This is a genomic window from Thalassospira sp. CH_XMU1458 (assembly GCF_037027205.1).
Classification (GTDB): domain Bacteria; phylum Pseudomonadota; class Alphaproteobacteria; order Rhodospirillales; family Thalassospiraceae; genus Thalassospira; species Thalassospira tepidiphila.
The window spans coordinates 824122-838395 of the sequence record NZ_JAYMDW010000003.1 but is presented as its reverse complement, the minus strand read 5'-3'; the positions used below and the strand labels follow the sequence as shown (position 1 = coordinate 838395).

The 14274-nt window shown below is 56.1% G+C and carries 14 protein-coding genes; 9 read left to right on the top strand and 5 right to left on the bottom strand.

Annotation, left to right across the window (positions count from 1 at the left end):
* Nucleotides 1–7: 7 nt before the first annotated feature.
* Together WBY09_RS17845 and WBY09_RS17840 are read left to right on the top strand one after the other, a co-directional pair.
* A complete protein-coding gene (locus tag WBY09_RS17845; RefSeq protein WP_252724081.1) occupies nt 8–451 on the top strand; it encodes a DUF2946 domain-containing protein in 444 nt (147 codons plus the stop codon).
* 145 nt (nt 452–596) lie between these two features.
* Nucleotides 597–1973 (top strand): PepSY-associated TM helix domain-containing protein, encoded by a 1377-nt coding sequence (locus tag WBY09_RS17840; RefSeq protein WP_197146981.1) that lies wholly within the window; start codon nt 597–599, stop codon nt 1971–1973.
* A 61-nt stretch (nt 1974–2034) separates the two neighbouring features.
* Here the strand turns inward: WBY09_RS17840 and WBY09_RS17835 are convergent, their stop codons facing one another.
* The 3 genes from WBY09_RS17835 to WBY09_RS17825 form a co-directional block, all read right to left on the bottom strand.
* Nucleotides 2035–3960: a heavy metal translocating P-type ATPase gene (locus WBY09_RS17835; protein ID WP_336233458.1), complete on the bottom strand. Its 1926-nt coding sequence runs from the start codon at nt 3958–3960 to the stop codon at nt 2035–2037.
* Between the two features lie 27 nt (nt 3961–3987).
* Complete coding sequence (locus tag WBY09_RS17830) at nt 3988–4557, bottom strand: HdeD family acid-resistance protein (protein WP_040823471.1); 570 nt, start codon at nt 4555–4557, stop codon at nt 3988–3990.
* 110 nt (nt 4558–4667) lie between these two features.
* Entirely contained in the window at nt 4668–5567 is a 900-nt protein-coding gene (locus WBY09_RS17825) for a LysR substrate-binding domain-containing protein (RefSeq protein WP_064781779.1), read from the bottom strand.
* A gap of 102 nt (nt 5568–5669) precedes the next feature.
* Between WBY09_RS17825 and WBY09_RS17820 the strand changes: the two genes are divergently transcribed.
* The 3 genes from WBY09_RS17820 (at nt 5670) to WBY09_RS17810 (ending at nt 7993) form a co-directional block, all read left to right on the top strand.
* Nucleotides 5670–6560, top strand: coding sequence for a DMT family transporter (locus WBY09_RS17820; RefSeq protein ID WP_197146978.1), 891 nt, complete (start codon nt 5670–5672; stop codon nt 6558–6560).
* A 141-nt stretch (nt 6561–6701) separates the two neighbouring features.
* Nucleotides 6702–7148, top strand: coding sequence for a DUF2946 family protein (locus WBY09_RS17815; protein WP_336233457.1), 447 nt, complete (start codon nt 6702–6704; stop codon nt 7146–7148).
* Between the two features lie 200 nt (nt 7149–7348).
* A complete protein-coding gene (locus WBY09_RS17810) occupies nt 7349–7993 on the top strand; it encodes a Crp/Fnr family transcriptional regulator (protein ID WP_008890258.1) in 645 nt (214 codons plus the stop codon).
* Between the two features lie 81 nt (nt 7994–8074).
* Here WBY09_RS17810 and WBY09_RS17805 read toward each other — a convergent pair whose 3' ends face one another.
* Nucleotides 8075–11086: a sensor domain-containing protein gene (locus WBY09_RS17805; protein WP_286790998.1), complete on the bottom strand. Its 3012-nt coding sequence runs from the start codon at nt 11084–11086 to the stop codon at nt 8075–8077.
* Nucleotides 11087–11569: 483 nt separating this feature from the next.
* Here WBY09_RS17805 and WBY09_RS17800 point away from each other — a divergent pair, with 483 nt between their 5' ends.
* The 3 genes from WBY09_RS17800 to WBY09_RS17790 all read left to right on the top strand — a co-directional run bounded on the left by WBY09_RS17800 (nt 11570) and on the right by WBY09_RS17790 (nt 13380).
* A complete protein-coding gene (locus WBY09_RS17800; protein WP_008890260.1) occupies nt 11570–11983 on the top strand; it encodes a tellurite resistance TerB family protein in 414 nt (137 codons plus the stop codon).
* A gap of 274 nt (nt 11984–12257) precedes the next feature.
* On the top strand, nt 12258–13142 hold the full coding sequence (locus WBY09_RS17795; RefSeq protein WP_063087726.1) for an NAD(P)-dependent oxidoreductase: 885 nt from the start codon (nt 12258–12260) through the stop codon (nt 13140–13142).
* Nucleotides 13129–13380 (top strand): GDCCVxC domain-containing (seleno)protein, encoded by a 252-nt coding sequence (locus WBY09_RS17790; RefSeq protein WP_064781775.1) that lies wholly within the window; start codon nt 13129–13131, stop codon nt 13378–13380. The genes WBY09_RS17795 and WBY09_RS17790 overlap by 14 nt, the downstream gene beginning before the upstream one ends.
* 13 nt (nt 13381–13393) lie before the next feature.
* Here WBY09_RS17790 and WBY09_RS17785 read toward each other — a convergent pair whose 3' ends face one another.
* Nucleotides 13394–13939, bottom strand: a complete 546-nt coding sequence (locus WBY09_RS17785; RefSeq protein ID WP_064781774.1) for a class I SAM-dependent methyltransferase — start codon at nt 13937–13939, stop codon at nt 13394–13396.
* Nucleotides 13940–14050: 111 nt separating this feature from the next.
* Between WBY09_RS17785 and WBY09_RS17780 the strand changes: the two genes are divergently transcribed.
* On the top strand, nt 14051–14269 hold the full coding sequence (locus WBY09_RS17780) for a SlyX family protein (protein ID WP_008890264.1): 219 nt from the start codon (nt 14051–14053) through the stop codon (nt 14267–14269).
* Nucleotides 14270–14274: the final 5 nt, after the last annotated feature.

The window sequence follows — 14274 nt, the reverse complement described above, 5'->3', positions numbered from 1 at the left end:
GCAACACGTGCAACGCAAACACCAGATCAGTCTGATGTTCAGACAGGGCCTTTCGGCACTGGTGGCTGTGTTTTTCCTTGCCAACACCATCATGTTTGGCTTCATGCATATTCCCATGGCAAAGGCCAACGGGGCATCGCTGGCCTCGGTGATGGATGGGGTGGTGCGCATTCCGATTGTCATTTGCACCGGATCCACTTTCAAAACCGTTCTGGTCCGCGCCGATGGCCTGCCCGACGAACCAGGCCAGAATGCAGACGCGCCAGATGGCTTTGAATGTGCACTGTGCGGTTTGGGCAATTATGCCTTTGGCATGCCGGTGACGCCGGAACTTCCCGAACTTGAAGCAATCGAACTTAGCAACGCAGTTGCTGCCCTTCACATTACCGCGCGCAAGCACGTTTTCTGTGCGCTTGCGCCATCGCCACGCGCCCCGCCTGCTGTTTCTTGACCATTTGCCTTAGCACGCCTGAAAAAACCGCAAGTTCCATGACAGGATAATTGCGCGTTCAGATCTGCTTTTTCCCAAAATTACCTGTGCCCTTGTCGTGCCAACACACCTTCGCACGCCTTGCGCACATGCATGGACAAGAAACATGACTGAAACTTCCAAATCCCCGGCATCACAGGGGAATACAAGCCTGTATCGCGCTGTCTGGCGCTGGCATTTTTATGCCGGTCTTCTGATCCTGCCCTTCATGATCCTGATGGCGATCACGGGGGCGGCTTACATCTATCGCGATGAAATCGATGACTGGTATCACGCCGACCTTAAATTCGTTGAGGCATCGGGCCAAGCGCCCCTGCCGATAAGCCAACAGATTGACGCGGCCCTTCTTGCCGTTCCGGGCAGTGCCGCCAAGGTCATGCCCCCGGCAAGTCCGGATCGCAGCAGTGAAATCGTCATTGCCACTGAGGCCGGCGGGCGCGAGGCGGTTTACGTTAATCCTTATACAGGTGACGTTCTGGGGCATATGCCCGATCGCACTACCATCATGTGGGTGGTCCGGCGCATTCACAGCCTTGCCGAATTTGGCACCATCCCGAATTACATCATTGAAATTGCATCAGGCTGGGCGATCCTTCTGGTTTTGACCGGGATGTATTTGTGGTGGCCGCGCGGCAATCAGAAAGGCGGGGTTGTCAGCCTGCGTGGAACACCCAAACGCCGCATCTGGTGGCGTGATGCCCATGCCGTCACCGGCATCTTCATTGGTGTTTTCATTATCTTCATGGCCGGAACCGGCATGTTCTGGTCGGTGTTCTGGGGCAAATATGCCAACCAGTTTGCCAACGGCACGCCCAATGGATATCCGTCCGGCGTTCGGATCGATGTGCCGCTGTCGACCATTCCGATGATTGATGCCTTTGGCGACGTAAGTTGGATCAACGAAAACATTCCGCTGCCGCAATCGGTTGATGGTGGAGCCAATCCGGTGACAAAGCCGAACCCCATCGGCATTGATCAGGCCGTCGCAACCTTTAACGATATGGGGCTCACACCGGGATATGTCGTGGCCCTGCCGCGCTCGGAAACCGGGGTTTATTCGGCGTCGATCTATCCCGATGACCTGTCGCTGCAACGGGTCATTCACTTGGATCAATATTCCGGAAGGCCCCTGATCGATATGGGCTATGCCGATTACGGGCCGTTCGGCAAGATCATGGAATTTGGCATCAATGTTCACATGGGTCAGGAATTTGGCATCGCCAATCAGATCATCCTGCTGGTGATCTGTGCCCTGATCATTTTCATGTCGGTATCGGCTGGTGTGATGTGGTGGAAACGACGCCCAGCCGGTGCCCTTGGCGTCCCGCCGATGCCGCGCGACACAGGCAAGCTTAAAACGGTCACCGCCATCCTTGTCATTGGCGGCATCATCTATCCGACCGTTGGCGCATCCATGATTGTCATCTGGCTTCTGGATTACCTGCTGGTCGCCCGCCCGCAACGCAAATTGCGCACGGCATAACCCTGCTATTTCGTCGCGGTCCGCAAACATATTCGGGCCGCGACTTTCCATCTCAGTCGCTCTAGTCCTCGACAATATCCGCATCAATATTATGCCGGATCGCCAGTCGAAGCGCATTAAGGATCGCGATGATATCAATGCCTTCCTGCAAAAGAGCCCCGGCGACCGGGGTGATATAGCCTGCCGCTGCAAAGCCCATGGCGACGATGGAAAGCACCATGCCGCCGATGACACTTTGCAAAAGGATGCGGCGCATCGCCATGCTGATGTGAAGTAGCTCGTCAACCGTTACCAATGAGGCTTCGGGGATCACGGCACCAGCGGCGTCAGCAGTGACGGCACTTTCCTTGCCAAAGGCAATGCCGACGGTGGCAACGGCCAGTGCCGGGGCATCGTTGATGCCATCGCCCATGAACAGGGTTGGGGCCTTGGCAGTTTCTGCGCGGACGATCGCGACTTTCTGTTCCGGGCTTTGCGATGCCAGACTTTCCGAAATGCCCAGCAGTTCCGAAAGATAGCTGACCTCGCTTTCCCGGTCGCCAGAAAGCAACATCACCTTGTTGAAATGATGGATGTCGCCCAGATGCCCGACGAAGCTTTCGCCCTCTGCGCGCGGGGTATCGCGGAAGCGGAAGGTCGCGCCATATTTGCCATCCACCAGCACCACGCATTCAAGCCCGGCTGCCGTTTCCGGCAAAAGCCCCGCGATCTCGGGGTCGGATTTCATCAGTTTATTGCGGTGGGTCACGGCAACTTCATGCCCGTCCACCTGCCCGCTTAAGCCCTGCCCCGGTTTTTCCGAGGCATGATTAACCTCATCAAGCGGCAGTTTGCGATCCCGCGCCGCATTCAAAACCGCCGAGGCCAGCGGATGTTTCGAATAACGTTCAAGGCTGGCGGCCAGTCGCAAGACAAGGTTGCCATCCATGTCGGGCCCGGCCAGCACCTCCACCAGCTCCGGTCGGCCATAGGTCAGCGTGCCGGTTTTATCGAAAATCGCCGTTTGACAGGTTGGCAAGCGTTCCAGAACGGTCGGGTCACGGATGACGATACCGCGTCTGGCGGCGATTGAAATCGCACTCATCACCGTGATCGGAATGGCAATCAAAAGCGGACAGGGTGTCGCCACTACCAGCACCGCCAGAAAGCGTGATGAATCGTCACTCAGATACCCGACCAAGATCGCAAACAAAAGCGCTGCCGGGGCAAACCACGCGCCGATCTGGTCACCAAGACGGCGAATGCGCGGGCGTTTTTGTTCGGCCTCGGCCATGACATCCATGATCTGGGCATAACGGGAATCCCGCGCGCGCTTTTCCGCCCGGATGATCAGGACGGCCTCGCCATTGATCGCGCCCGACAGCACATTGGTGCCCGGTGCCTTGGCAACCACATAGGGCTCCCCGGTCAGGTAGCTTTCATCCATGCTGCCATGGCCATCAACAACGATGCCATCGGCGGGCGCAGTTTCATGCGGAAAGACCGCGATCAGATCGCCAATGTCGATCTCATCAATCGCGATATCCGTAATCTCGCCATCGGAGGATTTGCGATGCGCGACACTTGGCATGCGCTTGGCCAGGGCATTCAGGGCCGACGACGCCTTGCGCATGGCAAAGCCTTCAAGAACCTGCCCGCCGGTCAGCATCAGAATGATCAGGCTGGCGGCAAGATATTCCGCCAGCACCACACCGGTAACAAAGGCAATAGCGGCCAGAAAATCAGCGCCCATTTCGCGCCGCAAAAGCTTGATTGCAAGCTGCGCCAAAATGGGGATGCCACCCAGCAAAAACAAAACCAAAAGCGGCAGGTCTGCGGTGCGTTGGCCCAGCATCATGTCGGGTAGACCAAACACCCCAGGAAACATCAGGATAAAATGCCCCGCCATGGCAAGCACGGTAATGATCAGAATGGTGCGGTTAAGGCCCGGGGCGGACAAGGCATCATCACACCGTTCAAGAACACCAACTGGTGGCGTGTTTGCCATGCCTTACCCCTTATGTGTTTATGGTTTTCAGGCCTGCGAAACCTTGCCCATCGCCATCGATACCATCAGATAACTGAAACCCGACGACAACAAATTGATGCCAATCAACAGACCAATCGCCCAGGTGGCGGAGCTTGGCAGTTCGGCAAAGATCAGGACACCGGCCAGAACCGAAATCCCGCCAGAAACCAGCATCCACTTCCAGCCCGGAAACTGTTTGAGCCACAGCGCCATCAGGGTTTCAAAAATCCCGTGCAGCAAAAAGGCAATCGCCAGCAACACGGTCAGTGTCACAATGCCACCTTCTGGCATGAAGGCCAGCCAGCCGCCAATCAGGGCAAAGACAATCCCCTGAACGACATCAAGGCTGCGCCGTGTCGGGGTATCGGCATTCCAGGCCCCGTAAAAATGACCAAGCGCCCCAAACAGGAACAGCCAGCCAATCACGGTTTTAAAGGCAATTGTCGTGACAAAGGGAAAGGCCACCGCCAGTACGCCAAGGATCAGCATCACCACGCCGACGTTGCGCAGCCGTTTGCGCCCCTTTTCCAAAAGGCCACGCATTTCCGGCGTTCCGTCATTAACGATCAAGGTCATGGTAGGGTGCTCCTGACTGCTGTGGATCGCGGCAATATCAACCTGAAATTGCTGCAAATTATAGCCCATCTAACGCCTGTCGAATAGGACAAGTTCCCAAGGGGCTGATCTTAATCACAGGCCTTTGCCGCCGTGATCAGGCGCTCTGCCACCGCACGCACAGCCGGGCGCTGGTCATAGGCCGGCTGCACCAAAAACGTCGCAAGCGGGCTTCGAACCGGTGCGAAAGGCAGCATGATCAGGTCGTGATTTCCAATTGCCGTGCGCGCAAACGGCAGGCGGGCCAAAATCACACCAAGGCCGGCATCCGCCGCAGACAGCCCGACACTGTAATCCTCTAAGCGGCGATCAGATGGCTTGGGCCGATACTTAACCCCATGTTCGGCCAACCAATGCCGCCACCCGGTCGCGTCGCTGTCATTTAAAAGCGGAAGGTTGGCAATTGCATCTGCATCAAGGCTTTGCGGTTCGAGCCCGCCGAGGAGCTTGGGGGAAATCAGCGGCACCAGATCATCGGCAAACAGCAAGCTTGATTTGGTACCCGGCCATTGTCCCTTGCCACAGCGAATGGCGATGTCGGTCTGCCCGCCATCGAAATCGGCCAGCCGTTCGGTAATTTCAAGTTCAAGCCGCACATTCAGATCACGCTCGATCTCGGGCACAAGCTTAAGGAACCAGATCCGGGCATAAGATGGCAGCAAACTTATTTTGATGACATCCGGTCCACGGCGTTGCCGCCAGGGCTGCGCGCCTTGCGACAAAAGATCAATCGCCGCCTGTGTTTCGCGCAAAAACCGTTGCCCATCAGGCGTCGGGCGCACCCCGCGGCCATAGCGTTCAAACAAATCATAGCCAAGCCATTGTTCGACCTGTGCAACATGGCGGCTGATCACGCTATGCGTCACACCCATTTCACTGGCGGCGGCCGAAAAGGACCCGTTGCGCGCCGCGGCCATCACCGCGGGCAAAAGCGCAAGAGGCGGAAGGGAAAGGTCATTGCTGTGCACCATATGCACATCTGATCCCCAAGCTATGTTCTATGTCAACACTCATGATCGCGCTATCAGCAAGACAGAAGACAAATTCATTCGCATAGAACGAGGGGAATGCTGATGTTCTCACAAGCCACTTTGGGCCTTGCCTGTGCCCTGATTACGGTTCTGTCCTGGGCGGCGGCCTTTCCGTTGATCGGGGTTGCGCTTTCGGGGCTTGATCCCCTGCCCCTTGCCGCTGTGCGCTTTACACTGGCGGCCTGTCCGGCTGTGATCTGGCTTGCGATCAAACGCCCGGAAATGCCCAAGCTGGTTGATCTTGCACGGCTTGGATTGGGCGGTGCGCTTGGCATCAGCATCTATAACTGGTTGCTCAATACCGGGCAGCAAACGGTATCACCGGGCGCGGCAAGCTTTATCATCAATACATTACCGATCTGGACGGCGATGCTCGCGACAGTGTTTCTGCGTGACCGGTTCGGGATTGGTGCCTGGATTGCCACAGCGGTGAGTTTTTCCGGCGTTGTCCTGATCGCCGTTGGTCAACCCGGCCCGATGCGTTTTGGCAATGGCAGTTCGTTGATCTTGCTGGCATCCATGCTGTCAGCCACCTATTTCGTTCTGGTGCGTGGGGTGATTGCGCGATATGGCCCGGCCACCTGCACCTGCTGGACACTGATCACCGGTGCGCTATGGCTAACACCCTGGTTGCCCGACGGGATGGCACAAATCAGTGTGGCTTCGGTTTCGGTGATTTCGGCGGTGTTGTTCCTTGGTCTTGTTTCCGCATCCCTTGGCTATGCCACCTGGAGCATCGCAATCGGCCATTTCGGGCCGGCATCGGCGGCAAACTTTTTATATCTGGTGCCACCCATTGCCGTTGTGCTGGCATGGACTCTAAACGGTATTACGCCCGATATCCTGACCCTGATCGGCGGCGCGGTGGCGATAACCGGTGTGGTTATGTTGCGCATTTCCATGGCAAGATCGGCCCGCAAGGCAACGGCGTAGCCAAGGGTGTGCCGGGCCTGGCCCGGCATATCAGAACGATTATAAAGAAAAACTGATAACTGGTTCACAATTCGATGCTTTGACATGGGGGTTTCAAGGGTCTATCAAATTCCAGACCTTATCCAATCTGGATGGAAACCCGTGTATTTCACACCGCTCAACAGCTTGGTTGCACGACGCACCCTGTCACTTTGTGTGGCGTGGCTGTTGCTGGTCAACGCGCTGTTTTTCGGGTTCATGCACGCGCCTGTCGCCCTTGAAACAGTGCCGACGTCGAACACGGAAGTTTCCCAGACCTATGTCCCGCTGATTATCTGTACCGCAAATGGCATCAAAACCATTTCGGTTCCAGCCGACCTTGCCGCAGATCGCACTGCCAATCCGCACAGTTCCAACGCCTTTGATGGCTTCCAGTGCGCCAGTTGCGGCCTTGGCAACCACGTGGTCGGCATGCCGGTTGAACCTGAATTACCGTTGATCCATCGGATCCGGCTGTCTAATAAGGTCACGGCCCTTCACATTACGGCACGTCTGCACGATTTCTGCCCGATTGCCGCATCCCCGCGCGCACCGCCGGTCGCCATCTGACCGGATTTCCAAGCACTGTCTTTCAGGGCCTTGTTGGCGGTTTTACGCCACAACTGTATCTGACGGACGTGGTTCTATCCGATCATCATCCCATGCCAGCCGGTAAAGCCGGCGACTTCCGGGACATCCCGGTTCACAGACTGGTGTCGATACGCGACGGCATTGCCGCGTATCTGTAAGGTTGCCAATGGGAGATCCCCATGAACAAAGACGACGCCTTGCTTGTATTGGAAAAACTTGCCGAACCCGCCGTTTTGACTTTGCCATCCGATGCCAGCATCGGACATCACAGCCAGGACCACACATATGTTTACATTGTGCAGTCCGGGTTAGCACTGCGCTGCAAATACACTGAACAGGGGGAAAGGCAGGTCTGCCGGGTTTATCGCCCTGGCGATCCGATCGGCCTTGAAATGCTGGCGGTGACCGACCCGTCGCTTGTGATTGAAACCATCGCACCCTCGGTAATCAAACGCATCCCGATCCAGCGGATCCGTCTTGCCCAGCAAAACGATGCCCGCACGCAATCGGCTGTGACATCTCTTCTGGCAAGCGAGGTCATGGATGGTCAGCAGCTTAAGATCAGTTTTGGCACCGGATCGGCCATGCGCCGGATTTGCCGGTTCCTGTTGTGGTCTGCCCACAATGATCTGGTATCGCTGCCCAACCGTGAAAAGCTTGGCAATATCGTTGCGACCACGACCGAAACGGCTAGTCGCATGATCGCCAATCTGAGGCGTGAGGGCGCAATCACCCGAAACCCGCGCATGCCATCGACCATGCGGATCGATCGCGACAAGCTGTGCAAGGTCGCAGGCGACCCGCAACAGCAATCCGCGGCATAACTGGCCGTCACGATCATCAAACAACAAACGCACCGGGATACCGTTCCGGTGCGTTTTCTTTTGGACCAACACTAATGCTGATTATGAACTGGGTTGGGCAACCGGGAAACGGGCGGGCGAGGTCAGGTTGGCCTTAAGCAGACTTTCCATATCGCTGGCACTGATCGGCTTGCTGAAATAGAAGCCCTGAACTTCATCGACACCCTCGGACGCGATATGTTCAAGCTGGGTTTCGGTTTCAATGCCTTCGACATTGACCGCCATGCCAAATGATCGCGCCAGGAACACAACCGCGCGCACAATCGCGGCATTGCCATCAGAACTGTCGATATCAATGATGAAGGACCGGTCGATCTTGATCTTGTCCACCGGGAAGCGTTTGAGATAGGCCAGCGACGAATACCCCGTCCCGAAATCATCAATCGCAATGCGAATGCCCTGATTTCGCAGGATACCAAGCGTGATGGCGGCTTCGCGCGGATTGTCCATCACGGCCCCCTCGGTCACCTCGAACTGCAACTGATGGGGATCAAGTTCCGTGCGCGAAAGCACTTCGCCGACACTTTCAATCAGGTCTTCGTGACGGGCCAGTTCAAGCGGCGAAAGATTGACCGATATGGTCAATTGGCCATAGCCGGCATCGCGCCATGCCTTGGTCTGTTCGCAGGCACGTTTCAGCACCCATTTGCCGATATCGGCAATGATGCCCATGCGTTCAGCCACCGGGATAAAATCAACCGGGCTGACCTGGCCGCGTGACGGGCTGAACCAGCGCACCAGTGCTTCCATGCCGATGATGCGATGACCGACGATATCAATGATCGGCTGATAGAACAGCTCCAGCTCGTCATTTTCAATCGCATGGCTCAGATCGCGTTCCATCGCCTTGCGTTCCTGAACCTCGACCTGAAGTTTCGGTTCAAAGAAGTGATAGCGATTGCGCCCCTCGGCCTTGGAACAATAAAGCGCCAGATCCGCATTGCGTAGCAGGTCCTTTTCATCGCGACCATCCTGCGGATACATGCAAATCCCGACCGAGGTCGATGCCTGCACTTCATTGCCATCCAGCATGAAACGTTCGGAAATGCGTTCGATCAGGCGCTGGGCGACAAAGGTCACTTCCTCGACCGAGCCCGGCTCGTGGATCAGAACTGCGAATTCATCACCGCCAAGACGCGCGACCACATCCTCGTTGCGCAGGCAAACCCGCATACGTTCGCCAACCCCCTGCAAAAGCAGATCGCCAATCGGATGGCCAAGCGTGTCGTTGATGTCCTTGAAGTTATCAAGATCAAACATCATCAGGACAAAGTGGCAGCGTTCGCGTTTGCTGCGCGCAACGGCCGCCGCCAGCCGTTCCTGGAACAGGGTCCGGTTCGGAAGCCCGGTCAAGCCGTCATGATGGGCAAGGAACTGAATGCGCGCTTCGCTGCGTTTGCGATCGGTAATATCGGTGATCGATCCGTCAATGAGGGTCGGACGGCCCTTCTCATCGCGGACAAGACGGGCATTTTCCTCGACCCAGATGATTTTGCCGTCTTCGCGGCGCATCTCGGTTTCAAAGCCCTGCACAATTCCATCGCGCAGCAACCGGCCGATAAACCGCAAACGATTGACCGGGTTCAGATAATGAAACGCCCAGTCATGCTCCTTGGCAATCAGACTTTCGACCGCGTCATAGCCCAAGATGGATGCAAAGGCCGGGTTGGCCGACAGGATCGGGCCAAGCGGAATACTTTGAAACAGGCCTTCTGCCGAATTTTCGAAAATACCGCGGAATTTTTCCTCGGCATGGCGGAGTGCTCGTTCGACCGACAGTTTTTCTGTCACGTCCTGACCGATACAGATCACACCGGCAACATCGCCATCTTCGCCGAAATGCGCGCGCGCATTCCATTGCAACAGGCGGGTTTCACCGTCGCGGCGCTTGAATGAAAGGACCTCATCCTTGATGATTTCGCCCGACAGCAACCGGCGCACTGCCATCCGAACACGCGCCCGGTCTTCTTCAACCAGCAAAAAGTCAAAGAAGTTCTGGCCTGCCGCCTCCATCCAGGAATAGCCGAACGTCCATTCGCATTCGCGGTTATATTCCAGAATGCGCCCCTCGGCATCGAGGAACAGGATGACGCTGCCCGCCGTCTGAACCAAGGCGCGATAGCGTTCCTGACGCCGACGCAGATCATATTCCGCCTGACGGTTCTTGGTAATGTCGGTGATGGTAACGCTATAGCCCAGCAGCATTCCGCCTTCGCCACGAATTTCGGTGGCATTCACCCGCACCCAGATCTGGCTGCCATCGGCTCGGCGCATTTCAATATCGCGGGCCTGAACCCCCTTGCCGGATGCAAGATCACGACGCAGCTGAATGCGGTCGCTGTCGCTGGCATAAAAGGTTTCGGGATGGCGAAAATAGGCCTGGGTCACTTCGCGTACGGAATCATAATTGAACAGTGACGCGGTTTCTTCGTTCACATTGGTAATCGTGCCTTCAGCATTCAGCTCGATAATACCATGCACCGCATGTTCAAGGGCACGGCGATAGCTTTCCTCGCGCGTGCGTTCCTGACCAAACAGCACCAGACAGCCCGAATTTTCCAGCGTGATATATTGCCACTGGAAGAACCGCTGCCCGTAATGGACGGTGCGCGGACTGTCGGTGTCAAATTGCGGACCTTCGTCACTGACCAGCGGGCGCTGGTCGCTTGGATGCATCAGATCAAGCGGCGATGCCATGCCCATTTCAAGGGCAAGCTGCTCTGCTGCGCAATTGGTGCTGCGCAGGCGACCGTTGGTTTCCACCAGCAACACCGGTTGCGGTGAAATCAACGATCCGATGCCCGATGAAACGGTGGCTTCAATGGTTGTAAAGCGGATATAGGTGCGCCGACCGATACTCAGCTTCCAGCCGAACAACACACATGCAGAGTCCCGGAACCCGCATTCGATATAATGGTAGCCGCCAATATCAAGAAGCCGTCCGGAAAGTTCGGCCAGCGGTTTCGACAGACCTTCAACCGCGTCCGGAGAAACCCATTCGCCGACCTGGACACTCTCGTCATAGGCTTCGCGCCATGCTGAATTTACGAGCAATCGTCCTTCGTCTGGATCATATGCTCCAGACGGCAAACACAGGTGGCTGATCAACGCCGTCAACATACCGACGGAATCGATTGCGTTGATGTCTCCCATAGCGGCTTTATTCGTCATGTTTGTTGTCGCTGCGCGACCATAACTGCTACCCCATGCAGTGCAAAGCCAAATTTTCCCCGACGAGAGCCACCAACCCCAATCATTTTGCTTGTATTTTTGTAGCGGCTTCATTTTTTGTTCTTTTGGTCGCGCATGCCGCCTTTTTCACGGCTTTCAACGCCCGCGCGACCGGTGCCGACAGAATGAACGCGATTTCACTACGTAATCCTTAAAATCCTTGAAAATTCATCGGTTAACTGTTGCCCGTGGAAGTTTATCGGCATACCATCGCTCGGCTCGGTGGTTTTCACACTGTCCGGATCCCAACGTCAAAGTCCGGATAAAAGCGTTTCAGGGAACCATCCTCGATAAGGAGTAACCAACGTGATTTCGCATCAGGACGCCTTGATCTACACAATGGTTATGGTATCGGCCGCCGATAACGATATCACCGACGCCGAACTTTCCGCGATGGGCCGCCGGGTCCGTTATCTTCCGATTTTTGCCGGATTTGACAATGATGGCGTCACCAGTGTTGCGCGCGATTGCGCCAAACTGCTGGGCGAAGAAGACGGCATGGACCGCACGCTGGATATGATCCGCGATGCCCTGCCGCGCAAACTGCGCGAAACCGCGTATGTCTTCGCCTGTGAAATCGTCCTGTCCGACAGCGAAATCAGCCAGGAAGAACTCCGCATTCTTGAATTGCTTCGCCACCGGCTTGATATTGACCGGTTGGTCGGATCGGCCATCGAACGCGCCATGGCAGCGCGCTATGTCCGGCCCGGTGATTTTTGATGTTTGCAACGACGGCTGCGGCACCTTGCCAGCACGGCCTTGTTGAGTGAAAAACGGTTAATTCAGCATTCCAACTTTGTGTTGGGCCTGTCTGATCGAATTTGTGGAACACAAAGCGCATTTTGGGCGTTACGCCCTGAAACTGCTGCTCTTGGTCATCCACAATGGGTCAGGACCCAGCCAACAAAACTTTCCGGTTTCGGGCCAATGGGCGCGGACCGTTTTTGCGTCGCCAATTCAGATATCGCTACCGTCACACAAAGGGATCGCCGTCATGACCGCTCTTTCCGGGGAAAACATCGCCTTTATCGGACTTGGATTGATGGGGCGTCCGATGGCGCTCAATCTTGAAAAGGCCGGTGCAGTCCTGACCGTCAATACCCGTAACCCCGAAACCCTCAATGCCTTCGAAGACCTTGGCATTGCAACGGCCGGCACCCCGGCCGATGCCGCGGCCGAGGCCGATATCGTCATCATTTGTGTTGCCAACACGCCCGCACTTGAAAATGTCCTTCTGGGCGAAGAAGGCATTATTGACGGCCTCGAAGAAGGCACCATCGTCATCGACATGGGCACAACCTCGGTCGAAGCCACACGGCGCTTTGCCGATGTGGTCGAAGAAGCTGGCGGCACATGGATTGATGCCCCGGTTTCCGGTGGCACCCACGGGGCTGAGAACGGCACACTTTCCATCATGGTCGGTGCATCGCCCGAAGATTTCGAACGTGCCCATCGGGTGTTTGACGTCCTTGGGTCGCGCGTCACCCATGTGGGCGATGTCAGTTCCGGCCAGATTGCCAAGGCGGCCAATCAGATGATTGTCGGCATCACCATCGGTGCCGTTGCCGAAGCCTTTTCCATGGCCGATGAAGCCGGTGTCGATCTTGATAAGCTGCGATCTGCCCTGACCGGTGGCTTTGCCGATTCCGCCATCTTGCAAAAGCACGGCGAACGCATGATCGAACGCAATTTCGAACCGGGCGGCAAGGTCGTCACCCAGCGCAAGGACCTGTTCCAGGCGCTTGAATTTTCCGAAGGCGAACTGGGGGTCGAACTGCCCATCACCCGTCTTGCCATGGAACTTTATGACGAATTGATCGACATGGGTCATGGCGACCTTGATCATTCAGCATTGATCAAAGTCTATGAAGAAGACTGATGCCAATCATGTCGAACTGGTCTCGGTTCTGACCTGCCCCGAATGCGGGCATGTCGAAACCGAAACCATGCCGACCGATGCCTGTCAGTATTTTTATGACTGCAAGGGATGCGGCGAAGTTCTGCGCCCCAAGGCCGGTGATTGCTGCGTTTTCTGTTCTTACGGCACCGTCCCCTGCCCGCCGATTCAGTTGCATGGGCGCGATGCGGACGGTGGCTGTTGCGGACATGGCAACTAAGCCTCACGGCTGATCAGGCAACAATGCCCGGCTTGTGACTGCCGATACGATACAGATAAATGTGGTCTGATCCGGTTTTCATCGGCACCTCGCCAAACGCCTGCCAGCCGGAAATGGCAAAGGCGCGTGATATCAAAATGCCGCCATTTGCCATGCGCTGATCCAGCACATCGCCAACATCGCCCATCACCCTTGGGTCAAGAAAACACACCACAACGTCGCCCGGATCACGATCAAGGGTTTTAAAATCGCCCCGGATGAAATCAAGGTTGGGCCGTGCAGCCAAAACCGCCCGCATCCGGCTGATGGCATAGGGGATTGGCGAAAGCTCGATACCGGTTACTTTGACCTCCGGCCTCGAACGCGCAATCGCCAGTGCCAGATCCCCCCATCCAGATCCAAAATCCGTCACCGCCTTGGTATCACCCGGGATATAGGCGATGATTTCGTCGGCTGCCTTGGCCGATGTAGGCATCGGAACGGCCTTTAGGCGGATTGCATATCCCGCAATCAGCGCCAAAATAATGCCGACAAGGGCCAGTACGGATAAATCAGTCATCAACCATCCAGATATGTTAGGGTCCGTGCCGCGCAGTGGTGCCACAGGCATGCGCGTACCGCAAGTCACGGCATACACAGCCAACTGAACACATTTGCAGAAGATACCGGAATGAGCCACGAAGAAACCGACACCCGCATAACCGAGCTTGAAATACAGCTTGCCCACATGGAAACCGTCGTCACCGACCTGTCTGACATGATCAAAAAGCAGTGGGATCGCATCGATCTGCTTGAACGTCAGAACAAATTAATGTCGTCTGATGTTAAACGCATGATCGATTTCCTGCGTACAGCACCCGAAGACGACGCACCACCGCCGCACTATTGATGGCA